Raw genomic sequence first — 22,630 nt, forward strand, 5'->3', positions numbered from 1 at the left:
CATCAAACTGAAGGCGCGCAATGGGCGACTACCAGAATCTTTAAGCAGCAGCAGTTGCTTGCAGACCCTTGATAGCAGCCGACAGACGGCTCTTATGGCGAGCAGCCTTGTTCTTGTGAACGATGCGCTTGTCCGCAATGATGTCGATGGTTTTGACCGACGTCTTGTAGATTTCTGCAGCCTTGGCTTGGTCGCCGGCGTCGATTGCCTTGCGAACGGCCTTGATGGCGGTGCGGAATTTCGAGCGCAGCGCCGAGTTGTGCGAGTTTGCCTTGGCGCCTTGACGGGCGCGCTTGCGGGCTTGTGCTGTATTTGCCATGACGGTTCCTTATCCTGTTCCAGCTATGTGTTTCAGCGCTTCCCGTTTTGCTTCTGGATCGGATCCAACTCAAGGCTGGCCCGACTCCACACAAGATAAAACGAGGTCAATCCGATGCGCTGTTTATGATCAAACCCTCGGGATCGATTGCCCGAAAGCGCAAAAACGTCGAAAGAAGACGCGAAACCGCTGTGCTCAGTAACTTTGTGAGTTACCTAAAAGTGCCGAAAGCGGATTCAGGAGCTTCGAAACCGGCGATTATAGCAACGAAATCATGGGACTGGCAAGCGCGGCTGGTTTTTGCCGGGTCTGGCAGGGCATCAACCCCGCGGAAGCGGACGCGAAGCTTATCAGTTGCACGCGAGCTCGCACGCGCGCCACATGCGAGCCGCCTGCGCGCGACGTAAGTTGCAAATTCTAACGATTCCGCGATTGTTGCAACGCGTCGCATTCATAATGCGGCCCGTATAATCAACGCCCCATGAATCTATTCCGAGCCCTACTGACGGTCAGCGGCTTCACGCTGCTTTCCCGCGTGACCGGCCTGGTCCGCGAAACGCTGATCGCGCGAGCCTTCGGCGCCAGTCAATTCACCGACGCATTCTACGTCGCCTTCCGCATACCGAACCTGTTGCGGCGCTTGTCCGCTGAAGGAGCGTTCTCGCAGGCGTTCGTGCCTATCCTCGCCGAGTTCAAGAACACGGAAGGGCACGACGCCACCAAGGCGCTCGTCGACGCCATGTCCACCGTGCTTGCCTGGGCGCTGGCGGTTGTATCGCTTGCGGGCGTGGCGGGTGCCTCCTGGGTCGTGTTCGCCGTGGCGTCAGGGCTGGAGCATGACGGCCGCGCGTTCGGCCTTGCGGTGACCATGACCCAGATCATGTTCCCGTACATCATCTTCATCTCGCTGACCTCGCTGGCGTCCGGGGTACTCAACACCTACCGGCAGTTCTCGTTGCCCGCGTTCGCGCCCGTGCTGCTCAACGTGTCGTTCATTGGGGCTGCGATTTTTCTCGCGCCGCATCTGAAAGTGCCGGTCTACGCGCTGGCGTATGCGGTAATTGTGGGCGGGGTGCTGCAGTTTCTCGTGCAGTTGCCCGGCCTCAAGAAGATCGACATGATCCCGCGCATCGGCCTGAATTTTTTCCGGGCGTTGCGGCATCCGGGCGTCAAGCGCGTGCTGATCAAGATGGTCCCCATGACGTTCGGCGTGTCGGTCGCCCAACTGAGCCTGATCATCAATACGAATATTGCGTCGCGGCTCGGCCCGGGCGCGGTGTCGTGGATCAATTACTCCGATCGATTGATGGAGTTTCCCACCGCGCTGCTGGGCGCGGCGCTGGGGACCATCTTGCTGCCAAGTCTTTCGAAGGCGCACGTGGACGCCGATCCGGTCGAATATTCGGCGCTCCTCGACTGGGGGCTGCGCATCACGTTCCTGATGGCGGCGCCGAGCGGAGTCGCGCTGTTTTTCTTCGCCGTTCCGCTGACGGCCACGCTATTCCACTACGGTAAATTCGACGCGAATTCCGTCATCATGGTTGGACGTGCGTTGTCTGCGTATGGCGTCGGGCTGGTCGGGCTGATCCTGATCAAGATCCTCACGCCCGGTTTTTACGCGAAGCAGGACATCAAGACACCGGTGATCATCGGCATCATCGTGTTGATCGCGATTCAGCTTAGCAACCTGATTTTCGTGCCAATTTTTGCGCACGCCGGATTGACGCTATCGATCGGCCTGGGTGCCTGCGTGAACGCAACGCTTTTGTTCATCGGCTTGAGGAAACGCGGGATTTACCAACCCTCGCCGGGATGGACGCGCTTCTTCGCGCAACTGCTCGGCGCGTGCCTCGTGCTCGCGGGCGTGATGCATTGGGTGGCGGGCAATTTCGACTGGATCGGCATGCGCGCCGCGCCTCTGGAGCGAATCATGCTGCTCGGTGCAAGCCTGGTCGTATTCGGTGCGCTATATTTCGGTATGCTCTCCGCGATGGGTTTTAAATACGCGTATTTCAGAAGGCGAACGCTGCAATGACGACGACGCGCATCCTCGACTATTTCACCTCGCTAGTGGCGGAGGACGACAGTCTGCCGCTCACCGAGGCGGCGTTGTCGCTCGCCCAGGACGCGTATCCGGATCTCGATTTGCAGGCCGTACTGGCCGAGATAGACGAGCTGGTTTTGCGCGTCCGCCGTCGTATGCCAGAAGACGCCGATATCAAGCAAAAAGTCGGCGTATTGAATCGTTTTTTCTTCCGCGAACTGGGTTTCACCAGCAATCTCAATGACTACTACGACCCCGATAACAGCCACCTGAACATGGTGCTGAAGCGGCGTCGCGGGATTCCGATTTCGCTGGCCGTCGTGTATCTTGAGATGAGCGAGCAGCTTGGTATTCCTGTGCGCGGCGTGTCGTTTCCGGCGCACTTCCTGCTGCGCGTGACCACGCCCGACGGCGATGTGATGCTCGATCCAACCACCGGCCATTCACTGTCCGAATCGGCGATGGTCGAGATGCTCGAGCCGTATGTGCAGCGAGTGGGCGAGTCCATTGGCAGTGCGCTGCGGGTGTTGTTGCAGCCGGCAACGCGTCGGGAAATCATCGGACGAATGTTGCGAAATTTGAAGAGCATTTACTTGCAGACCGAGCGCTGGCAACGGCTGCTCGCCGTGCAGCAACGGCTCGTGATCCTGATGCCTGGAAGTATTGAAGAAGTGCGCGATCGGGGTTTCGCTTACGCGCGCCTGGATTACTTGCGCCCGGCGATGGAGGACCTGCGTCGATACCTCGACGATCGGCCTGAGGCCGAAGATGCAACCGTCGTGGAGACGGAACTGCATGAGTTGCGCCAGCGTACGCAGCACAACGGCGAGTGAGTTGCTCCCACCGGTTTAAAACTCATTAAAAAACGGCGGCTCATCATTTCGATGGCCGCCGTTTTTCTTGACGCATAAGCCCGTGAGCTAGCAACTCGCAGCTACGAGCCCGTCAAGTCCGAAAACTTACTTCGGCTGCATCCGGATCGCCCCATCCAGGCGAATCACTTCGCCGTTGAGCATGGGGTTGTCGAAGATCTGTTTGACCAGCATGGCGTACTCGTTCGGTTTGCCGAGACGCGAGGGGAACGGCACCATCGCGCCGAGCGCGTCCTGCACTTCCTGCGGCATGCCGAGCAACATCGGTGTTTCGAAAATGCCCGGCGCTATCGTCATCACGCGAATGCCGTTGCGCGACAGATCGCGTGCGATCGGCAGCGTCATGCCCACCACGCCGCCTTTCGATGCCGCATAAGCGGCCTGGCCGATCTGGCCATCGTAAGCCGCAACGGACGCCGTGCTCACGATCACGCCACGCTCACCCGCTGAGTTCGGTTCGTTCTTCGACATGGCCGCAGCCGCCAGCCGGATCATGTTGAACGTGCCGATCAAATTCACGCCGATCGTCTTGGCGAACAGGTCGAGCGCATGCGGGCCATCCTTGCCCACCGTCTTCGCGGCCGGCGCGATGCCCGCGCAGTTCACCAGCCCGCGCAAGCTGCCGAGTTGCGTCGCGGCGTCCACGGCGCGCTGACCGTCTTCCTCGCGGCTCACGTCGCATTTCACGAACACACCGCCGAGTTCCTTCGCGAGCTTCTCGCCGCCGGCCTCGTTCATGTCGGCGAGCACGACCTTGCCGCCGTGATCGCGGATAAGTTGCGCCGTCGCCGCGCCGAGGCCCGATGCGCCGCCGGTGACGAGAAAAACGTTGTCCTGGATGTCCATGCTGTGTGCTCCTTGATGAGGGTTATACGTAATCATGTTCGCGTGATTCGTTTCGAGGATCGCTCAGAACGAAAAACCCGCTCGGCCGATGGAGCACGAGCGGGTTTCGGAAGGCGTGCCCCGAGCGCCCGGGTATGAGCGCTCAGTGTCGATCAGGTCAATGCATCGAATACGCGCGTGCGGATTTCATCGACCGCGCCAAGACCCGAGATTCGCCGATACTCCGGCGCCTTCAGGCCATTGTTGTCGCCATGTTTGGACCACGTGTTGTAGTACTCGATCAACGGCTTGGTCTGAGCGACATACACGTCGAGCCGTTTCTTCACGGTCTCCTCCTTGTCGTCGTCGCGCTGGATCAGCGGCTCGCCGGTAATGTCGTCCTTTCCTTCCACTTTCGGCGGATTGAACTTGACGTGATACGTGCGCCCCGACGCTGCATGCGAACGCCGTCCGCTCATGCGCTCGATGATGTCCGCGAACGGCACGTCTATCTCCAGCACGTAGTCGATAACAACACCGGCTTGCTTCATGGCGTCGGCTTGGGGAAGCGTGCGCGGGAAACCGTCGAAGAGATAACCGTTCGCGCAGTCCGCTTCCTGCAGGCGTTCTTTCACGAGGTTGATGATGAGTTCGTCCGGCACGAGTTCGCCGGCGTCCATGAAGCGTTTGGCTTCCACGCCTAGCGGTGAACCCGCTTTCACGGCGGCGCGCAGCATGTCGCCGGTCGAGATCTGCGGGATGCCGAACTTTTCCTTGATGAAGGTGGCCTGGGTGCCCTTGCCGGCGCCGGGGGCGCCCAACAGGATCAAACGCATGGTGATATCTCCGAATCGAATAGAAACCGCTGCGCTGCGAGGCTTATTCTCGCATCCGGTCGCTGTGGCACATCGCTCGGTTGAAGCCGCAAACGAGGCGCGACGAGCCGAATTCAGGAGACGGCGCGGCACCAGTCGACACGGGCGCTCAGGAGCGTTGGCGCTGACCGGAAGGCTCGCGCTACCGATTGATTATGCCATGCATCGTCACAATGGCGACCCAAATCCGCGGCCGGAAAGCCCGGAAAGTCGCGCGCAGCGGGGGTTAACGTGGGTTGATCCGAAGGGCGATGCCGCGTTAGGAAGCGGTGAAAACAAGCCGGTTTCGCGGCGTGCCGTCACTTGGGAACGTAGCGGAAATGTGGGTGATCGGTGGACGTCCGGCGGGATGACAAATGAATTGCCGGAAACGCTGCTAAAGCATAAACGCGGCTGATGCGTGGATCATGCGCGGCATATGTGTGCCGATCAGACGCGGACCTCGAAGGTGGCTTGCGGCCGGAACGCCGTCACCGGCCGCTTCCCGCCACGCTACGCCGACGCGTCAAACAGCGCGCGAACGCGGGCCAGATCATTGGGGGTATCGACACCTGGCGGCGGCGCGTCGTTCGTCGTCAGCACTGCGATACGCTCGCCGTGCCAGAGCGCGCGCAGTTGCTCGAGCGCCTCGGCTTCTTCGATCGGCGCCACCGACAGCGTGGGATAAACCCGCAGGAATTTCGCGCGATACGCATACAGCCCGATGTGACGCAACACATTCGCGGGAACGGACGGACGTGCACCCAGCGCGGCGACATCGGGCCAGTCCTTCTGCCACGCGTCACGCGACCACGGAATCGGCGCGCGCGAAAAATACAGCGCGACGCTCTTCGCATCCAGCACGACTTTCACCACGTTCGGATTGAAGACATCGGCGGGGTCCGAGATGGGATGCGCCGCGGTCGCGATCGCGCACGACGGATGCGCCGCGAGATGCGCCGCCACGTTGCGCACGAGCGCCGGGTCGATCAAGGGCTCGTCGCCTTGCACATTGACCACGATGGTGTCGTCGCTCCAGCCGAAATGCGTCGCGACTTCGGCGAGCCGGTCCGTCCCGTTCGGATGATCGGCGCGGGTGAGCAGCGCCTCGAAACCATGTTCCCTCGCGACCTCGACCACACGCTGCGAATCCGTTGCGATCAGCACCTGCAGCGCGCCCGACAAACGCGCGCGCTCGGCCACGCGCACGACCATCGGCTTACCGCCGATATCCGCCAGCGGCTTGTCCGGCAGCCGCGTGGACGCGAGCCGTGCGGGGACGACTGCGATGAAGGGCGGCGCGACCGGAACGTGTGCGTTCATGGGGTCTCAATTCCCGCCGGAGGGTTTCAACGGCTCGACAGGCGTGCCTTCCACGGTCTGGCGCGCTTCGTCGGGCAGCATGATGGGAATGCCGTCGCGGATGGGGTAAGCGAGTTTGTCGACGTTGCAGATGAGTTCCTGCGCCGCGCGGTCATACGTGAGCTGGGTCTTGCAAATAGGGCAGACAAGGATTTCAAGCAGGCGTGCGTCCACGGAGTTTCTCCACAACTAATGCGATAAGGCGGGGGCTGAGCACGGCTTCGACTGGAACCACCCAGATGCGCGCGTCACGCCAGGCCCCGAATTTTACTGCATCCTTCTCGGTGATCAGGATCGAATCGGCGTCGATGCCGGCGAACGGATTGTCGCGATAATCGTAGTGGTCCGGGAACGCGCGCGTGGCCGGCGCGAGGCCGGCGGCACGCAGCGACGCGAAGAAGCGTTCCGGTGAGCCGATACCCGCTGCTGCCGCGATCCGTTCGCCCTTGAACGCGCTGAGCGGACGGCGCACGGCGGGGTCGTCGAGGCGCCAGGCGTCGCCCGTGGCCAGGTCCAGCGAGAAGGTGTTCGGCCACGGCGGCAGCGTGCGGTCGTACGGGCTGTTGATGAGCGTGGCGTCGCGGTGCCGCGACATCGATTCACGCAGCGGTCCCGCCGGCAGCAGGAAGCCGTTGCCGCCCAGACGGTCGTCGAAGACCACGAGTTCGAACGCGCGCGCCATGCGGTAATGCTGCAGGCCGTCGTCGCTGACGATCACATCCACCGATGGATTCGCCTTCAGCAATGCCTGCGCCGCCGCGACGCGATCCGGCGACACCATCACTGGCGCGCGCGTGCGGCGGGCGATCAGCAGGGGTTCATCGCCGACTTCGGAGGGCTGGCTGTCGGGCGTCACCCGCGTGGCTTCATTGATCTTCGCGCCGTAACCGCGCGAGACGACGCCCGGCTGGAAGCCGGCGGCGCGCAGCGCTTCGACGAGCGCGATGACCGTCGGCGTCTTGCCGGTGCCGCCTACCGTCACGTTGCCGACCACGACAACCGGCACGCCCACGTTCACCTGCTTGATCCAGCCGAGCGCGAAGAAGGCGCGCCGACTGGCCGCGATCAGGCCGAATACGCACGCTAACGGCGTCAGCGACCACGCGACCCAGCCGCGCTTGCGCCACTCGCGGGCGAGGAAGTTTTCGATCGGCGGCTTGAAGTCAGACATGGCGCGCCTTGTTTTCAGGCGCTTCAGGCGCGAACGATGCACGCGCTTGGGACAACAGCAACGGTGGGCGGTGTAGCGGCGAGGAGAAAGGCAATGTTCGTGATAATGGCCGGCACCTTTGCATCGGGGCGGATCTCCAGAATGAGCGAATAGTAAGCAATTGGTAAGCGGTCGCTGGACGACGCAAGGCAATTGTCGCGCTGGCGCTTGAACCCGGCACTCTAGCGCGGCGTTGCCGGGGACGCCAGTCGAAGGGCAACGCCGGGCTCGCCGCTTGGTGTCGAATCGGCTTCAGGCGCGGTCCTAAAACGGGTAGGTTTCATGCTCCTTTTTTACGCAATGCGCCTGTGGATAACTCTGTGAACAACTTGGCCGCTCAGCGCCTGAAATCGGCACCAGGAAAGACTTGCATCGGCTTCGTCATGATTTGGAGATAGAAAACATTGTTAAAACAAAGACTTAAAGCGCATTCATCATTGTTTCATAAGCGTTGCCGTTAGCTTCCGGTAACTTGTGCATTGTGGACACTTGCTACACTTCGCATGCTGATCGGTCTATCGTCCATGCCTTGTCCAGTGCGCTTTACGGCATTGCCGGCAGGCCCCTTGTTTGCGTTCTGCCGAGCGTGATTTCAACTTCTTTCAACCTTAACTGACCGCCCTTTCTTCGATGAGCTCTGATCCTTTCGCTTCAGCCGGTGCATCCGGCAGCGCCGATGCCGTCATCCCCGTTTCGGCGCTTAACCGGGCGATCGGGTCGATGCTTGAACGCTCGTTCCCGCTGGTCTGGGTGTCGGGTGAAGTATCGAATTTTACGAAAGCGGCGAGCGGTCACTGGTACTTTTCGATCAAGGACGCGCAGGCGCAGATGCGCTGCGTGATGTTTCGCGGCCGCGCTCAGTACGCCGAGTTCACGCCGAAGGAAGGCGACCGGATCGAAGTCCGCGGGCTCGTCACGATGTACGAACCGCGCGGCGAGTTACAACTCGGCGTGGAAGCGGTGCGCCGGACTGGGCAAGGCCGCTTGTACGAAGCGTTTTTGAAGCTGAAGGCGAAACTGGAGGCAGAGGGCCTGTTTGCGGCTGAGCGCAAGCGTGCGCTGCCGCAGCATCCGCGCGCGATCGGGATTGTGACGTCGTTGCAGGCGGCGGCGTTGCGCGACGTGCTGACCACGCTCTCGCGGCGCGCGCCGCACGTGCCGGTGATCGTGTATCCGGCGCCGGTGCAGGGCGCAGGCGTGGCCGCGAAGCTTGCCGCGATGGTCGATCAGGCCAGCGCCCGTCGCGAGGTCGATGTGTTGATCGTGTGTCGTGGCGGCGGTTCGATTGAAGATTTGTGGGCGTTCAACGAGGAAGTGCTTGCCCGCGCGATAGCCGAAAGTGCGATGCCGGTTGTCAGCGGCGTAGGCCACGAGACGGATTTCACCATCGCCGATTTCGCCGCCGATGTCCGCGCACCCACGCCCACGGCGGCCGCCGAGCTTGTCAGTCCGCAGCGCGTGTTGTTGCTGCGCGATCTCGATCACCGGCATGCGGCGCTGGCGCGTGGTTTCGGCCGGATGATGGAGCGGCGCGCGCAGCAACTCGACTGGCTGGCGCGCCGGCTGGTCAGTCCGGCCGAGCGGCTGGAACGGCAGCGCACGCACTTGCGGCAACTGGCGGTACGGCTGGCGTCGGCCGGTGCGCGCCCGGTACGCGATGCCCGCGCCCGTTTTGCGCTCGTGCAAATGCGCTGGCAACGCTGGCGTCCGGATCTTGCCGCCGAGCGGGAACATCTGATGCGTCTCGCACAACGCCTGAGTGTTTCGCAGGGGCGCCGGCATGAACGGGCGGCGGCGCGGGTGTCGGAGTTATCGGCGAGGTTGCAGGTGTTGAGCCCGCAACGCACGCTCGAGCGCGGTTACGCGGCGTTGATCGATACACAATCCGGACGCGCCGTGCGCGCGCCGAACGCGCTAAAGCCAAAACGGCCGCTGACCGTGCATCTGGCGGAAGGGTCCGCGGATATCGTGCTCGCCGATATCCAGCCCCGGCTCTCCGATGAATTCTGACGCTGGCGGCGGTATGCATCGGATGAAATTGCGGCTGCATCTACACGCTGCGCATAAGGTTTTTACAAGACCTGCGCGGGTGCTTGAAAGCCCGTATTTTTGACGGCTTAGAAGGAACGTTCGAGCATTTTTTACGCTGCTGTTAAAGCTTCGTAATCGATACTGCTCATAAAAACCCGCAATTTGCGGGGTTATCCCAACTCGCCTACAATCGAGTGCTCCATTGCTTCACTCCTCACGTCCCCCATAATCATCATAGAAGGAAGCTCGCACCATGGAACATACCCTCCCGCCGTTGCCGTTCGACAAGAACGCGCTTGTGCCGAACATGTCGGAAGAAACGCTTGAGTATCACTATGGCAAGCATCACCAAACCTATGTGACGAACCTGAACAAGCTGATTCCGGGTACCGAATTCGAAAACCTGCCGCTTGAAGAGATTGTCAAGAAGGCATCGGGTGGCGTGTTCAACAACGCAGCCCAGGTGTGGAACCACACGTTCTTCTGGAACAGCCTGTCGCCCAAGGGTGGCGGTGCTCCGACCGGCGCGCTCGGCGACGCAATCAACGCCAAGTACGGCTCGTTCGACAAGTTCAAGGAAGAGTTCGCGAAGGTCGCGACCGGCACATTCGGTTCGGGCTGGACGTGGCTCGTGAAGAAGACGGACGGTTCGCTCGACATAGTGTCAACGAGCAATGCCGCTACGCCGCTGACTACCGATTCGAAGGCGCTGCTGACCATCGACGTGTGGGAACACGCGTATTACATCGACTATCGCAATGCGCGTCCGAAGTTCATTGAAGCGTACTGGAACATTGCGAACTGGGACTTTGCGTCCAAGAACTTTGGCGCTTGAGGTTTCAGTAGCGTGACAAAATAGGTTGGAAAGTGAGCGGTACCCTCCGCAATAAATTTTCGAAGCTGTGGCCTAGATGAAAGCCCTCCATGTGAGGGCTTTTTTTCGATAGGCGCGGCCGTTTTTCCAATAGCCGAAGCTCAACGCTGACGGCTATTCGGATGTTTAGCCTGCCAACGCTTGGTCCAAGTTCGGGCTAAAAGGTCTTGTAGACAATGTCGGGCGCTGGAGAGTTGGAGATCACGAGGGTTAGCACGGTAATCACCGCGAGCGCGGTGCCCCATGCAGTTCGGGTGTACCGCGACAGCACCAGCGGACGCTCCGCGAACCCCAACGCCATCACGCCCGTGTGCGCCCATTGCAGCAGCGTGAGCGCGATCGTCGCGGCGGCGAATACGAGCAACCAGACCAGCGCGACCATGCCCCAACCAAGTGCGACGACGATCGAATCCATTTCCGTCCACGTAGACCAGAACCAGAACAGACTGAACGCGAAGAACGTAAAGGTTAGTCCACGCATGCACGCAGCGTAGAACGGGTTGTTGCCCAGCGCGATAAAGCGCTTCTTGCCGAGGCGCTTGGTCATCGCGATCTGATACAGCTTGTTCACACTGACGCCTCCGCCTTGAAGCAGGCCGAAGAACAGGAACATCGACGTCTGCCCGTGCCATGCACCGACCAGGAAGAAAGTCACGAAGAACGCGAATACGCCGAGGTACGGTTCTATCTTGCGCGCGGGGAAGCGCTTCATCAGCGACATCAGCAGCGGATTGTAGACGTAGGTTTTCAACCAGCTTGATAACGTGATGTGCCAACGGCTCCAGAAATTGATGAAGTTGGTAGACGAGAACGGCCGGTCGAAATTCTCCGGCAAGGCGATACCAAAGAAACGGGCGACGCCGATCACGACATCCACATACCCGGAAAAGTTGAAATACAGATAGATCGGATAGACCGCGGCAATCACAACGCCCGTCCGCAACCGATCGCCGAAGGGTTGTGTCGGCGACAGGATATCGAGCGCCTGATGCTGCACGTTCGACAAGACCATCGACACGATCGCGACCTTGAAGAAGCCGAACACGATGCGCTCCAACGCGACGCCGTAGTCAATCACATTCGGCCGCAGGCGCTGCTCAGTTTGCGTAACGTAGTAGTCCTGATAGCGCTGGATGGGGCCAGACACCAGAGCGGTAAAGTTCAGCACATAGTTCAGGTAGACCAGCGGCGAGATCCGGTGCGGCAAGCCAGGACTACGCGCATCGATGATCAGGTGCAACACGCGGAAGAACACGTATGACACGCCGAGCGTCACATACGGATAGTGCAGCACAAGCTCCGACGGCACGAACGTGTAGCGTTTCAGCCAGAAGAACATCGCGATGATCAGCATCAGCAGTGGCACGAACAACGGCAGTTTGGGCTGCGACTGCATGACTCGGGCGCCGATGTATCCGATCAGCAGAAACCCCGCGAACGGCGCGAAGGCAGCAAGACTGTGCGAAAACGTCGATAGGAACGCGAGGTTGACCAGCAGCAGCACGGCGTTTTGCCACAAGAGCGAGCGCGACAGGTTGAAGATCAGCGCCGCAATGGCTGCGAAGGCAAGAAACTGGAACGACGGGACGATCACAATACGCCTCCTTGCGATGACGGTTGAGCGCATCCGTCGAACGCGGCAATGCCGCTGTTAGACAGGCTCGTGACGATGCTGCGTGCGACTGCCCGCGACCCGTCTTCATTCAGATGGTTATCGACCGGGTAGTAGTAGCTTGCCGGATGAGGGTCACTTGCAAATTGAGAAAACAGGTCGATAGTCGTCGCCCCGTGTTTCTGCGCGATGGCTTCAAGTGCGCGCTGCAGCGCGAACGGGTCAATCCCCGACGGACGTTTCTTCATCGATAACAACTCGGCCTGTGTGCGCTGCGGAATCAGCATCACCATCAGCGGCACGCCGGCCGCACGGAAACGCGCCGCCGTTTCACCAATAATTGCGTCGGCGATGGCAAGCCGGTGTTGCCACTCGGGTGAGAACGGCGGGCGCAGGAAGTCCGCCTTGTCGCCGTATCGCAGGTACATCGGAATCTCGATGTCCGGATTTTCGAACATGAAGTGCTCAGCGACAGTCAACGCCCGGCTGTCCTTGACCACTTCCTTGGCGCGGGTGAGCATATCAACGCGTGGCACCGCAGGGGCCAGCGAATTGGTCGACACCCGCTTGAGGCCCGCAGGCTCGTCGCCTTCGTCCGGCCTGTTCAGTTTTTCCAGATCGAAAGGCGCGAGCACCAGGATGGCAGCGTCCGGCTGCAGCCGCAGCGCCGGGGCGACGCGCAACGCCACTTTGGTGAGCGGCAACTCGTAGACCCCCAGGTTCTGGAATTCGACCGGTCCATGACATGATCGGGACAACTGAGCTTCACTCACTGCACTGAACGATCTGTCGTACGGGACGCTGGTGCCCTCGGCAAACGAGCTTCCGAGGACCGCGACCCGACGCGTGCCCCGAGGCTTCGGCCCGCACGCCTCCGTGCTGCGAAAACCGCATTCGTTGTAGTGATAGCTGATCCAGCCGGTTTCAGGAACCTTGACGTGCATCGTGCAGTTCGGCAAGTTGACGATTCCCAGGGTGGGGTCGGGGGCGTGACATTCCTGACCTGTTTGCGCCGCCGACCAGGCCAGCCGGGTGCCGACCTCAGAGACGAAGAACATCAGCAGTACGCTAAGCACAGCGATGGCCGGCAGCAGTACGTAATCCCGCGGCGCCAGCTTGCGCGGCGGTTGATCATTGAATCGAGTCATGGCGTGTCCTTACGTGAGCAGCTCTGCATCGAAGCCGATCCGATGCACGGCGAAATGCGGAACTGGGTTGCTAACGGCGGTGGCTATTTCCCACACCGTGGTGCCGTCGTCCAGCTCGTCGATCGGCGTGAAGCCGAGCTTCGCGTAGTGGTCCTTCACCAGCGCATTGCGATCCGTGGGCACATAGCGGCCGACCAGGCGCGTGACGCCGTTCCGGGCCGCATGCGCGAGAACTTCGCTCAGCACCATTTCTTCAACCTTGCGGCCCAGCACACGACAGCTCATCAACCAGGTGTCGATGTCCCATGTGTCGTCCGGACTACCCGATCCATCGCCGCGTGCAGCGTCGCGCAGCGGACGGCAGATCACCACCGCGATCATGCCGTTGTCGCCGAAGGTATCGGTCAGCCGAACCTGCAGGGCGAAGTTTTCGGCTTCGCTTTCAAGCTCGACTACGTCAGCCACGGTGTAGCGGCGCGTGGTCAAGTTGAACTGGTTGGATTTGTTGATCAGTTGCACGATACGGCTGCGCCCTACCTCGTCGAACGGCGCAAACGTGATTTGCATGTCGAGCGACTTCAGGTACCCGTCGAGATCGCCAGCCTGACTTTGCAGGGCTACCCTGCGCGCATTGTCCTGGTAGTACCCGGCACGCTCGCGGTCTTCGGCCAAGAATGCGAGGGCCTCGAAGTAACCTGCTGCGTTCAACGTACGCGCATAAAGCGACGGGTCGTCGGGAAGTTCCGGCACGGCGACTTCGGGCAGCATCTCACGCACGAGGTTGCGCTCGACCGGGTTGTCGTCGAGGAACACGAACGATTCGAGGCCCAGCGACAATTCCTTGGCAATGGCCTGGATGTTGGTCGCCTTGTCGTTCCAGTTCGCCTGGAATACGGCGAAATGGTTTTCACGCAGCAGCATTTCCGGGTGTTTCTGGAACGGCAGACGCGCGGTTTGGTCATCGTTTTTCGACGATACCGCGAGAACCACGCCGCGCTCGCGCAACTCGAGCGCGAGCTTCTGTACGCTCAGATGCGCTTCGCCGACCGCATCCCCCTGCGCCACCCGGATTCCCTCGAGCAGATCGTCGCCGATCACGCCGCCCCACAACGTGTTGTCGAGATCGAGTATGAGCGCGCGGCGGCTCTTGCCGCGCGCCGCACCGAGCAGCCGGCCCACATGGTCTGCGTACAACGGCAGGTATGCGTCGGCGAACGGATATTTGGCGAGGTTGTATTGCGACGGCGAATGCCAGTTCGCGAGACCCACGGTTTGCGCGAGCGCATTGACATCGAACAGCAGGTCTTCCGATGTGGCGGCGCGGCGTACCAGACCGTGGTTGATCTGATCGATCAGGTTACGCAAAGTACCCGGAATCGCTGCGTCCCTGCTGCCGAACAGTGCTTCCGGCGGCGGCGCCAGCGTCTGCAAAATGGGCAGGGCATTACTGTGCTGGCGAATCCCGCGCGCAACGGCGTCCAGAAGCTGCAACGCCGCGTCGACAGTCGCCTGTGCCTTGGTCTGATCTCCGGGTGTCGCGAACAACGGCAGCCCTCGATAATCGACGGCGATCAGCACGGCATCGAGCTGCGCGGCGTTGATCTCGGAATCCGGCGCCAGCGCTTCCTGCAGTACCTGGTCGTAGTGGCCCAGCATGGTGTCGAGCGCGACGCCATGCCGCGCGGCCGATGCAACCAAAGGCAGCGCGAGATGGTCCAGTGTTCCATTGCCGATCACCCCGAGCCGCAGCGGTGTCAGCGGCGCCAGAGAGCGGCCATTACCGCGGGCGCTGGCAATCGACTTGCCGAGCCGGATCAGCTGATTTTCGTCAAGTGCATGCGTGGCCAGCCGGCGAATCTGCTTGCCGATATCGGCACCCTGAATGTCAGGAACTGCGTTGACAAGCGCGCGGCATTGCGCGGAAAAATCCGCGGGCGCACCGGGCAGCCAGCCCAGCGAAGCGTATAGGTAGTTAGCCATTAGGCACAGTCTCTCAAACTGAAGGGAGCAGTCTCACTGGACCAGCAAGGGATCGAACGGCAAGGGATGACAGTTAGGTAGTCCTAACCACGCGATTCGATCAAGTGAACGAACTCACCCACGTTTTTCATGCCGGCAACATCCGACGCGGCGAACTTGACCCCGAAGGCCTTCTCGACTGTCAGGATCAAGCGGATATGCGCGAGGCTGTCCCAGCCGTCGACGTCCGCGGCCGTTGTCTTGGCGGTCGGCACGATGTCTTCGTCATCGAAAACATCGCGGAACACGTCGGTCAATTTTTGATAGATTTGAGCTTCGGTCACTGAAAACCCCGGATTGCGCTGTGGTCGTTGTTGGGTGACGGCTTTAGTGTGTTACGCCGATATCCCTTCTTTTATTTACGCCGGGGCATCAGCCTTCGGTACTCCGACGATGCAATCAAGGTACGTCACGCTGATAATCATTCACGGTGCGGGAACGCACACATTAAGTGCATGATTCAGAAATCCACGGTGATTGGAGGCTTTTTTATGCAGGAGAAATATATCGATGCGCCTCTCGCATCCTGAGAATTGGGCTGCGACGATTCAATGAAAACCGCGTTCAAGCCCGATTTGAATACGAAGAACAACCTGATCGGGCATTAGTTGAAACCGGCCGGCGTGCCCGGAGAGGGAGGAGATCACCGATGAACAAAGCCCACGCTGTTCTCGTGGTTGCACTGCTGTCAACGACTGCCGCCCTGCCGGCAATCGCTGCGGTTTGCGTACCGGCCAATGCCTCGGTTCCGGCTGGCGCCAACACGACCAATCCGAAGGCGCCGTTCTTCATCGATACGGCGGGGCTGGATTTGAGAACGACGCCACCCACCCGCGACCCTCACAATCCGAACTATCCAAAAGCGACGGAACTGCCGGATGGCCAGTTGCCATCAATCAATAGCGACGGCAACTTCATCATCGGCCCGACGCATCGGCCGTCCCCAGAGGCTGTCGCTCACGCAGACGTGCCCCACGGCACGGTGCATAGCTTCGTCATGCACTCGGCAGACAGTGTCATCTACCAGACCGGCCTGGTTCGTGACGATATTCCCGACTGCTGGAATTCGGCGGTAAATACTGCCTCCACTGTTCCAGGCGACAAATCCGATCTTCTGGTGCCCGAGAGCCACGCCGGCGATTGGAGCCGTGAGGTCGATGTCTATGTGCCGGCCGATTATGTACCGGGCACAGCAGCGCCGTTCATCGTGTACGGCGATGGCGGCCGGCAGAGCTTCTTCAACCAACAGATGCTGTTCAACGTGCTGGACAACCTTATCCACGCGCACAAGCTGCCGCCGATGGTGGCTATCGGCATAGGCGCCGGCGGACAGGATGTGCAGGGCAGTCAACGGGGCCGCGAATATGACACCGTTTCCGGCACGTACGCCGAATGGGTCGAGCGGGAGGTATTGCCGCGCGTCGAACAGAATACGCATGTGTTGTTGACGAAGGATCCGGATCGCCGCGCGACCATGGGCTTCAGCTCCAGTGCTGCTGCCGCCTTTACCATGGCCTGGTTCCATCCCGATCTCTATCGCCGCGTGCTTGGCTACTCGCCAACGATGGTGAACCAGCAATGGCCGCATGACAAAGCACTCCCGGGTGGTGCGTGGCAATACCACTCTGCGTGGCCGGGGCCGATCAAGCCAAACCCCACCGCGTCGGAAAATACTGTGGCGCCTGCAAGCGGGTCCAATAGCGCGCCGTTGATCCCGAATTCGCCGCGCAAGCCGATCCGGTTCTGGTTCGAAGCAGGCGACCGGGATTTTTTCTATCTGGTCGGTGCGCTTGCGGATGGCATGCATGACTGGACCCTGGCCAACGAGGATATGGCGCGTGTACTCGCCGCCAAAGGCTACCAGTACCAATTCGTGTTTTCCCGCAATGCCGGTCACGTCGATGACGCCACCGAAGCGCAAACCATGGCAGAAGCACTTGAATGGCTGTGGAAAGACTACCCGGCGCCGGTGCGTTGAAACGGCTGATCGCTTTCCCGACTCGCCGATGGGCGCGTGTCTGGTGGGCCGTTGGCATTTGTATGGGCATTTTTGCTGTCACCACTCGCGCCGCGCCCGATGCGTTTCGCGCCGCAATGTGTCATCTCGTCGCAAACCGATAGCGACGCGCGAGGCGAATGTTGACCATGAGCATTATCGAAATCTCCTCCACGGATAAGGACGATCATCATGCTCATCGACATTCTTCAACGCACACCGCATTGGGTCTGGTTTTTGCTCGCCGGGCTAGTTTCCCTCGGCGTCTCGCAGTCGAAGCCACAGCACCGGACGCTGCGCGCCGCGACGGTAATGCCAGTCGCGATGGCTGCACTCTCGTTTTATGGCGTTGTGTCAGTGTTCGCCGCGCAGCCCACCGCGCTGGTCGCGTGGGCAGCGGCGATGCTCGCCGCTTTCACGATATGCCACGCTTCCGGCATAGGCGGCAAGGTCCGCTGGCTTGCTGACGAGCAGCGTCTGCTCGTACCCGGAAGCTGGGTTCCTCTGCTGCTGATGCTCGGCCTGTTCATCATCAAGTTCGGTGCGAACGTCATGCTGGCGATGCATCCCGATCTGAGCATCGACGGGTTGTTCGCGGTATCGGTGAGTTTGGCGTACGGCGCTTTTAGCGGCGTCTTCCTCGCGCGCGGTCTGGCTATGTGGCGCACCGCCCGGGGATCCGAGCCGTCCAGCATGGCTTATTGACTGGCGTGTCGAGCGGCTTATTCTCGCTGGATGCACGACGAGCTTCGTTGCCGTTAGGGTCTCGTGCATCCCGTCACCTGCTACAACCCGCTACGCGTAGAATCCGCGCAATGGGTCGACTGGCTCCGTGACCGGGCCGACGAACAACCGGATGGCTCAGGCCACGCCTGAATCACCGCATACCACCACTGCCCATTGCATGCGCCACGCTCATATCCTCCCGAACCTGCTATGGCGCGAACTGCGGATATTTATCCCGGTATCGATAGCGAGCACCTTGTTCTACTACTCGGTATATCGCGATTCGTTCGCGAGCAACCTGATCTATTCCCTTTGCAGCACATTGTTCATTCAGGGATTCATCGAGGTAGGGCGCTATGGGCTGGCCTATCGGATTCGCCAGCGTACCCCCGATAACTTCGACGCGCAGCGCAACTGGCCCGGCTGGAGCCTGATGATTCCATGGATCGTGGTGTCGGGCGTAGGGGGCTATGCAGCCGGACACATGCTCGGCGATTGGTTGACCGGCGTGCAGCACGCATCGGTCGCGATCACGGGCAACCCCCGGGCAGTGTTGCTGAGCATGACCGGTGTGTTCGTGCTGTCGTTGGGCATCACCTATTTTTTTTACGCCCGAAGCCGCATGGCCGCCCTGCAAATCCGCACTGAGGCCGCGCTGCGAAGTGCCGCCGAGAGCCAGCTCAAGCTGCTGGAGTCGCAACTCGAACCGCACATGCTGTTCAACACGCTGGCCAATCTGCGGGTGCTGATCGCGCAAGATCCACCGCGTGCCCAAGCCATGCTCGACCGGCTGATTGCATTCCTGCGGGCGACGCTTGACGCCTCACGCTCGGGATTGGGATCGCATTCGTTGTCCGAGGAGTTTGCGCGTATCGACGATTATCTTGAGTTGATGCAGACGCGCATGGGAACGCGCTTGAGCAGGCAGCTCGATTTTGCCGACGAGCTTGGCCGGTTGTCTGTGCCGCCGCTGTTGCTGCAACCTCTGGTCGAGAATGCCATCAAGCATGGACTTGAACCTAAGGTTGCTGGCGGCTGGATTCGGGTGAGTGCGCAGCGCGAAGGCGGCACACTCGTGCTGAGTGTCCGCGATACCGGCGCGGGGATTGACGGCGGGGGCGGTGCGGATCTGGGTGGTTCGCCGCCCGGCGGAAGCCGTTTTGGCATCCAGCAGGTTCGTGAACGGCTTGCTGCGCTATACGGTAAAAGCGCGTCGCTTGAACTCGTTGCCGCTGGCGATGACGAGGGCGGTACTCTCGCTATCGTCCGCCTTCCTGTATCTTGATTCTGGCTGCTGAGTTGATTCTGACCACAGACCATTCCGAGCCGATCATGAAAGCCACCGTCCTGATTGCCGAAGACGAAGCGTTGCTGGCCGCAGACCTGCAGGCCCAGTTGACACGGATATGGCCGGACCTGCATTGCGTCGCGAGCGTGGCCAATGGCGCGGCCGCAGTCGAGCAGGCGTTGGCGCTGCAACCGGACGTGCTTTTCCTCGATATCCGCATGCCCGGCATGACGGGACTGGAGGTCGCACAAGCGCTTGCCGAAGACTGGCCGGACCTTGCCAAACCGTTCCCGTTGCTGGTGTTCGTGACCGCCTACGATCAATATGCATTGCACGCGTTCGAGCATGCAGCGGTTGACTATGTGCTGAAGCCCGTGCAGCCCGATCGCCTGGAAAAGACCTGTGTGCGTTTGCAAGCCGCATTGCGGCAGAGGACGCAATCGCCGGCAGTGGAGCCGTCGCTGGACGCGGCCATTCATACGTTGCGTGAGCTCTTGCATGCCGATGCCGCTAGCCCGCAGGGAAAACCTGCGCCCGCAAGTCCGCTGCGGCTGATTCAGGCGAGCGCCGGCAACACGATAACCATGGTGCCGATAGCGGACGTGCTGTATTTCGAAGCCGCCGATAAATACGTTCGGATGATCACGGCCGATCGCGAACATCTGATCAGGATCTCGCTGCGTGAACTGCACTTGCAACTTGATCCGGAGTGCTTCTGGCAGGTTCATCGGAGCACGCTTGTGCGTTGTGATGCGATCGCCAGTGCGTTACGCGATGACAGCGGCAAGCTCACGCTAACGTTGCGTGGCCACCCGGACAAGCTGAGCGTGAGCCGTCTTTACGCTGACAGGTTCAAAGGCCTTTGATCGAACGGGCGCCATACACGCGGGAACGGCGGCTTCAATACGCCTTCGCCGCACTTACCGTCGCCGCCTAACCCCGCACCCGGCGAAACTCACCCAGCCACGCCGACAACGCCTCGACCGCTTCGGGCGTCACCGCGTTGTATAGCGAAGCGCGCAGGCCGCCGATGGATCGATGTCCTTCCAGTCCATGCAAGCCTGCGCGGCGGGCGTTATCGATGAACTGGGCTTCCATGGCTGCATCGGGCAAACGGAAAGCGACGTTCATGGTCGACCGGCAAGCCCGCTCGCCATGCACGCGATAGAAATCCGGCTCGGCATCGAGGGCACGATACAGCCGCTCCGATTTCGCACGGTTGATCGCCGCCATGTTTGCCACACCGCCTATTTCATCGCGCAGCCAGCGTGTCACCAGCATCAATACGTAGATGGCAAACACTGGCGGCGTGTTGTACACCGAACGCGCTTGAATGTGCGTCCGATAATCAAGGAACGTCGGCAACGCATGCGTGGCCCGTTGAGCGAATTCATCGCGCAGGATCACCACCGTGACACCGGCCGGCCCGAGGTTCTTCTGTGCGTGCGCATAGATCATTGCGTAACGGTTGATATCGAGCGGCGCAGCCAGCAGATTGGAGGACATGTCGCAGACCAGCGGCACCTCGCGCAGGCCAGGAATGTCGGTGAATTCCAGTCCCTCGACCGTTTCGTTGGACACGTAGTGCAGGTAGGCCGCGTCCGGCGCGAGATGCAACTCTTCGGGCGCAGGCAAGCGGCGATACCCCTCCGCACTACCATCCCACACCACACTCGTTTTTCCTTCGTGCCGCGCTTCAACCGGCGCCTTGGCGCTCCAGTAACCCGACACAATGTATTCGGCATGCTTGCCGCTGCCGCGCAGGAAGTTCATCGGCAGCATGGAGAACTGCAGGCTGCTGCCGCCCTGCATGAACAGCACGTGATAGTTGCCGGGAATGCTGAGCAGCACGCGCAGGTTGCGCTCGGCTTCATCGAGCACGCCGCGGAACCAGTCGGATCGATGACTCATTCCCAGCACCGACAGACCCGTCTCTGGCAATGCTTCGATAGCAACGCTCGTTTCGCGCAGCACCGACGCCGGCAACGCACCCGGTCCGCCCGAGAAGTTCATGGTCTTGTTCATTCAGCCGCTGTCCGGCGCGTGAGCATGTGCTCGAACGCATCGACGATATGTTGCACATGTTGATTCTTGTGAGCGAGCACGCCGCTATCGCGCTCGTAGTGCGCGAGCATGGTCGCGTTGGCTTCGAACACGAAGACCTGGCCGTCAGGCAGAAGCGTGAAATCGATGCCGCCGTAGTCCAGATCAAGCCGCTGGCCGATAGCCGCAATAGCGTCCATCGCGCGCTCGCCGAGTGCCGTGCGCGGGTCTTGCAGGAAGCGCCGTTCCTCATTGAGCTTCCACGCGTGGCCTTCCATTTCGGCGGAAAAATAATGCGCAATCCAATGCGGCGATATCACGAGATGATAGGGAAGCGGCTGTCGGTCAACGTAGATCACGCGGTACTTGCGGTAGAAGCCATCGGCCGACTGGCAATCGCGAAATGCTGTCAGATACTGAGGGCCTTCTTCCGTCGATAAACGGCTTTCAAGTGCCTCGATTGTGTCGCACAGAACGAGGCCGTCGCCACCGTGAGCGGCAACGGGGCGCACCAGCAGAGGAAACTTAACGCCGTGATCGGCGAGCAGCGAAGCGAGTGCTCCGACGTCCTGCCCTTCGCTTTGATCGTCATACCGCACGCACGGCGCGGTCTGTACGTCATCGATGCCATCAAGCAGCGCGGGTAGCTTATGCCGCGAGGTCGGCGTGATCGCCGAGTTCGGGTTAAGCAACGGACGCGAACATTGCGCCTCGAAACACGCGAGCCTGCTCTCAAGCGGCGCTGCAATATCCGGATCGCCGATCGCGTTGAACACGAGATCGAAGGCGGGAAGTTGCGCGTCTTCGTCGCCGGCAGCGTAGTCGATTGCGTACTTGATACGGCGATTCCTGCCGCCTGGCAACAACGCATCGAACGGCACATTGCCTGTCCCTTTGCCCGTGCACAGGATCAGGACAGAGCGCGTCCAGCCCGCCGTCTCTTCGACAAAAACCCGCTGGATTCCATAAGCGCGTTCGCGATAAATCTCGGCAAGAGCATCGTTTCCTTCACCTGCGTGGATAGCCGCGAGGTTCTGGCACGCGACGGCGACATCCGGATCAAGCGTAAGCACGAGCGCATACCAGCGGGCGGCGACGGCGTGATCGCCCTTCATGAAATAGCCCGTGGCGACGTCGCACAGGCTATTCGTGCGCGCGTCCGGCGTGCTGGTCGCATACGCATCGAGGGTATGGGCCGCGATCAGATGGGCGAGCGCGCCGAGTTCATCGCCGGCTTGGCGGGATGTATCGGCGAGTGCGCGGTGAACCGATGGATCTGTCGACGCGATCGCGCTTAAACGATCGATCGGCGCGGACGGAGGTTTGGGTGTGGTGTCGGATTCTTGGATCATGGCGTGGCCGTGCGCATCGGGACGTTCCATCAAATGCTGGTTTTGCAGCATAGCG

At 60.8% G+C, this 22,630-nt stretch carries 20 protein-coding genes; 8 read left to right on the plus strand and 12 right to left on the minus strand.

The window, feature by feature from the left end:
• Positions 1 to 40: 40 nt before the first annotated feature.
• The gene (gene rpsT / locus GSQ93_RS13005; RefSeq protein WP_158936086.1) at positions 41 to 319 is read right to left on the minus strand and encodes a 30S ribosomal protein S20; all 279 of its coding nucleotides are present in this window, start codon (positions 317 to 319) and stop codon (positions 41 to 43) included.
• A 481-nt stretch (positions 320 to 800) separates the two neighbouring features.
• Here rpsT and murJ point away from each other — a divergent pair, with 481 nt between their 5' ends.
• Positions 801 to 2,354: a murein biosynthesis integral membrane protein MurJ gene (murJ, locus tag GSQ93_RS13010; protein ID WP_158936087.1), complete on the plus strand. Its 1,554-nt coding sequence runs from the start codon at positions 801 to 803 to the stop codon at positions 2,352 to 2,354.
• The gene (locus tag GSQ93_RS13015; protein ID WP_158936088.1) at positions 2,351 to 3,196 is read left to right on the plus strand and encodes a SirB1 family protein; all 846 of its coding nucleotides are present in this window, start codon (positions 2,351 to 2,353) and stop codon (positions 3,194 to 3,196) included. Before murJ ends, GSQ93_RS13015 begins: the two co-directional genes overlap by 4 nt.
• 126 nt (positions 3,197 to 3,322) lie before the next feature.
• Here GSQ93_RS13015 and GSQ93_RS13020 read toward each other — a convergent pair whose 3' ends face one another.
• The 5 genes from GSQ93_RS13020 to lpxK all read right to left on the minus strand — a co-directional run bounded on the left by GSQ93_RS13020 (position 3,323) and on the right by lpxK (position 7,447).
• On the minus strand, positions 3,323 to 4,081 hold the full coding sequence (locus GSQ93_RS13020; protein WP_158936089.1) for a 3-hydroxyacyl-CoA dehydrogenase: 759 nt from the start codon (positions 4,079 to 4,081) through the stop codon (positions 3,323 to 3,325).
• A 152-nt stretch (positions 4,082 to 4,233) separates the two neighbouring features.
• Positions 4,234 to 4,896: an adenylate kinase gene (gene adk, locus GSQ93_RS13025; RefSeq protein ID WP_158936090.1), complete on the minus strand. Its 663-nt coding sequence runs from the start codon at positions 4,894 to 4,896 to the stop codon at positions 4,234 to 4,236.
• 531 nt (positions 4,897 to 5,427) lie between these two features.
• Positions 5,428 to 6,237 carry a 3-deoxy-manno-octulosonate cytidylyltransferase gene (gene kdsB / locus GSQ93_RS13030; protein ID WP_158936091.1) on the minus strand — a complete coding sequence of 270 codons (810 nt, stop codon included), beginning with the start codon at positions 6,235 to 6,237 and terminating at the stop codon, positions 5,428 to 5,430.
• Between the two features lie 6 nt (positions 6,238 to 6,243).
• Positions 6,244 to 6,450 carry a Trm112 family protein gene (locus GSQ93_RS13035; RefSeq protein WP_158936092.1) on the minus strand — a complete coding sequence of 69 codons (207 nt, stop codon included), beginning with the start codon at positions 6,448 to 6,450 and terminating at the stop codon, positions 6,244 to 6,246.
• Entirely contained in the window at positions 6,431 to 7,447 is a 1,017-nt protein-coding gene (gene lpxK / locus GSQ93_RS13040) for a tetraacyldisaccharide 4'-kinase (RefSeq protein WP_158936093.1), read from the minus strand. The genes GSQ93_RS13035 and lpxK overlap by 20 nt, the downstream gene beginning before the upstream one ends.
• A gap of 669 nt (positions 7,448 to 8,116) precedes the next feature.
• On the opposite strand from lpxK, the gene xseA reads away from it, so the two are divergent.
• Both xseA and GSQ93_RS13050 read left to right on the plus strand, forming a co-directional pair.
• The gene (gene xseA / locus GSQ93_RS13045) at positions 8,117 to 9,496 is read left to right on the plus strand and encodes an exodeoxyribonuclease VII large subunit (RefSeq protein WP_158936094.1); all 1,380 of its coding nucleotides are present in this window, start codon (positions 8,117 to 8,119) and stop codon (positions 9,494 to 9,496) included.
• A gap of 274 nt (positions 9,497 to 9,770) precedes the next feature.
• Entirely contained in the window at positions 9,771 to 10,352 is a 582-nt protein-coding gene (locus GSQ93_RS13050; RefSeq protein ID WP_158936095.1) for a superoxide dismutase, read from the plus strand.
• Positions 10,353 to 10,548: 196 nt separating this feature from the next.
• Here the strand turns inward: GSQ93_RS13050 and GSQ93_RS13055 are convergent, their stop codons facing one another.
• The 4 genes from GSQ93_RS13055 to GSQ93_RS13070 all read right to left on the minus strand — a co-directional run bounded on the left by GSQ93_RS13055 (position 10,549) and on the right by GSQ93_RS13070 (position 15,454).
• Positions 10,549 to 11,985, minus strand: a complete 1,437-nt coding sequence (locus tag GSQ93_RS13055) for an MBOAT family O-acyltransferase (protein WP_158936096.1) — start codon at positions 11,983 to 11,985, stop codon at positions 10,549 to 10,551.
• Positions 11,982 to 13,151 carry a hypothetical protein gene (locus GSQ93_RS13060; RefSeq protein ID WP_158936097.1) on the minus strand — a complete coding sequence of 390 codons (1,170 nt, stop codon included), beginning with the start codon at positions 13,149 to 13,151 and terminating at the stop codon, positions 11,982 to 11,984. Before GSQ93_RS13060 ends, GSQ93_RS13055 begins: the two co-directional genes overlap by 4 nt.
• Before the next feature lie 9 nt (positions 13,152 to 13,160).
• Positions 13,161 to 15,131, minus strand: coding sequence for an HAD family hydrolase (locus tag GSQ93_RS13065; RefSeq protein ID WP_158936098.1), 1,971 nt, complete (start codon positions 15,129 to 15,131; stop codon positions 13,161 to 13,163).
• A gap of 83 nt (positions 15,132 to 15,214) precedes the next feature.
• Positions 15,215 to 15,454 carry an acyl carrier protein gene (locus GSQ93_RS13070; RefSeq protein WP_158936099.1) on the minus strand — a complete coding sequence of 80 codons (240 nt, stop codon included), beginning with the start codon at positions 15,452 to 15,454 and terminating at the stop codon, positions 15,215 to 15,217.
• A gap of 365 nt (positions 15,455 to 15,819) precedes the next feature.
• Here GSQ93_RS13070 and GSQ93_RS13075 point away from each other — a divergent pair, with 365 nt between their 5' ends.
• The 4 genes from GSQ93_RS13075 to GSQ93_RS13090 all read left to right on the plus strand — a co-directional run bounded on the left by GSQ93_RS13075 (position 15,820) and on the right by GSQ93_RS13090 (position 20,046).
• Positions 15,820 to 17,148: an esterase family protein gene (locus GSQ93_RS13075; protein WP_158936122.1), complete on the plus strand. Its 1,329-nt coding sequence runs from the start codon at positions 15,820 to 15,822 to the stop codon at positions 17,146 to 17,148.
• A gap of 210 nt (positions 17,149 to 17,358) precedes the next feature.
• Positions 17,359 to 17,871, plus strand: coding sequence for a DUF6622 family protein (locus GSQ93_RS13080; RefSeq protein ID WP_158936100.1), 513 nt, complete (start codon positions 17,359 to 17,361; stop codon positions 17,869 to 17,871).
• A gap of 127 nt (positions 17,872 to 17,998) precedes the next feature.
• On the plus strand, positions 17,999 to 19,177 hold the full coding sequence (locus GSQ93_RS13085) for a sensor histidine kinase (protein WP_254073863.1): 1,179 nt from the start codon (positions 17,999 to 18,001) through the stop codon (positions 19,175 to 19,177).
• Positions 19,178 to 19,224: 47 nt separating this feature from the next.
• Positions 19,225 to 20,046 carry a LytTR family DNA-binding domain-containing protein gene (locus GSQ93_RS13090; RefSeq protein ID WP_158936101.1) on the plus strand — a complete coding sequence of 274 codons (822 nt, stop codon included), beginning with the start codon at positions 19,225 to 19,227 and terminating at the stop codon, positions 20,044 to 20,046.
• Between the two features lie 67 nt (positions 20,047 to 20,113).
• Here the strand turns inward: GSQ93_RS13090 and serC are convergent, their stop codons facing one another.
• Both serC and GSQ93_RS13100 read right to left on the minus strand, forming a co-directional pair.
• Entirely contained in the window at positions 20,114 to 21,205 is a 1,092-nt protein-coding gene (gene serC, locus GSQ93_RS13095) for a 3-phosphoserine/phosphohydroxythreonine transaminase (protein WP_158936102.1), read from the minus strand.
• Positions 21,202 to 22,575: a hypothetical protein gene (locus tag GSQ93_RS13100; protein WP_158936103.1), complete on the minus strand. Its 1,374-nt coding sequence runs from the start codon at positions 22,573 to 22,575 to the stop codon at positions 21,202 to 21,204. The genes serC and GSQ93_RS13100 overlap by 4 nt, the downstream gene beginning before the upstream one ends.
• Positions 22,576 to 22,630: the final 55 nt, after the last annotated feature.

It is taken from the genome of Burkholderia sp. S171 (assembly GCF_009766085.1).
Lineage (GTDB): Bacteria > Pseudomonadota > Gammaproteobacteria > Burkholderiales > Burkholderiaceae > Caballeronia.

Bases quoted from the DNA above. Each gene is read 5' to 3' on its own strand.
- GSQ93_RS13015 (WP_158936088.1), top strand. From the start codon at position 2,351: ATGACGACGACGCGCATCCTCGACTATTTCACCTCGCTAGTGGCGGAG.
- murJ (WP_158936087.1), top strand. From the start codon at position 801: ATGAATCTATTCCGAGCCCTACTGACGGTCAGCGGCTTCACGCTGCTT.
- GSQ93_RS13090 (WP_158936101.1), top strand. From the start codon at position 19,225: ATGAAAGCCACCGTCCTGATTGCCGAAGACGAAGCGTTGCTGGCCGCA.
- GSQ93_RS13065 (WP_158936098.1), bottom strand. From the start codon at position 15,131: ATGGCTAACTACCTATACGCTTCGCTGGGCTGGCTGCCCGGTGCGCCC.
- kdsB (WP_158936091.1), bottom strand. From the start codon at position 6,237: ATGAACGCACACGTTCCGGTCGCGCCGCCCTTCATCGCAGTCGTCCCC.
- xseA (WP_158936094.1), top strand. From the start codon at position 8,117: ATGAGCTCTGATCCTTTCGCTTCAGCCGGTGCATCCGGCAGCGCCGAT.
- GSQ93_RS13050 (WP_158936095.1), top strand. From the start codon at position 9,771: ATGGAACATACCCTCCCGCCGTTGCCGTTCGACAAGAACGCGCTTGTG.
- lpxK (WP_158936093.1), bottom strand. From the start codon at position 7,447: ATGTCTGACTTCAAGCCGCCGATCGAAAACTTCCTCGCCCGCGAGTGG.
- GSQ93_RS13075 (WP_158936122.1), top strand. From the start codon at position 15,820: ATGAACAAAGCCCACGCTGTTCTCGTGGTTGCACTGCTGTCAACGACT.
- GSQ93_RS13020 (WP_158936089.1), bottom strand. From the start codon at position 4,081: ATGGACATCCAGGACAACGTTTTTCTCGTCACCGGCGGCGCATCGGGC.
- GSQ93_RS13080 (WP_158936100.1), top strand. From the start codon at position 17,359: ATGCTCATCGACATTCTTCAACGCACACCGCATTGGGTCTGGTTTTTG.
- rpsT (WP_158936086.1), bottom strand. From the start codon at position 319: ATGGCAAATACAGCACAAGCCCGCAAGCGCGCCCGTCAAGGCGCCAAG.
- adk (WP_158936090.1), bottom strand. From the start codon at position 4,896: ATGCGTTTGATCCTGTTGGGCGCCCCCGGCGCCGGCAAGGGCACCCAG.
- serC (WP_158936102.1), bottom strand. From the start codon at position 21,205: ATGAACAAGACCATGAACTTCTCGGGCGGACCGGGTGCGTTGCCGGCG.
- GSQ93_RS13060 (WP_158936097.1), bottom strand. From the start codon at position 13,151: ATGACTCGATTCAATGATCAACCGCCGCGCAAGCTGGCGCCGCGGGAT.
- GSQ93_RS13100 (WP_158936103.1), bottom strand. From the start codon at position 22,575: ATGATCCAAGAATCCGACACCACACCCAAACCTCCGTCCGCGCCGATC.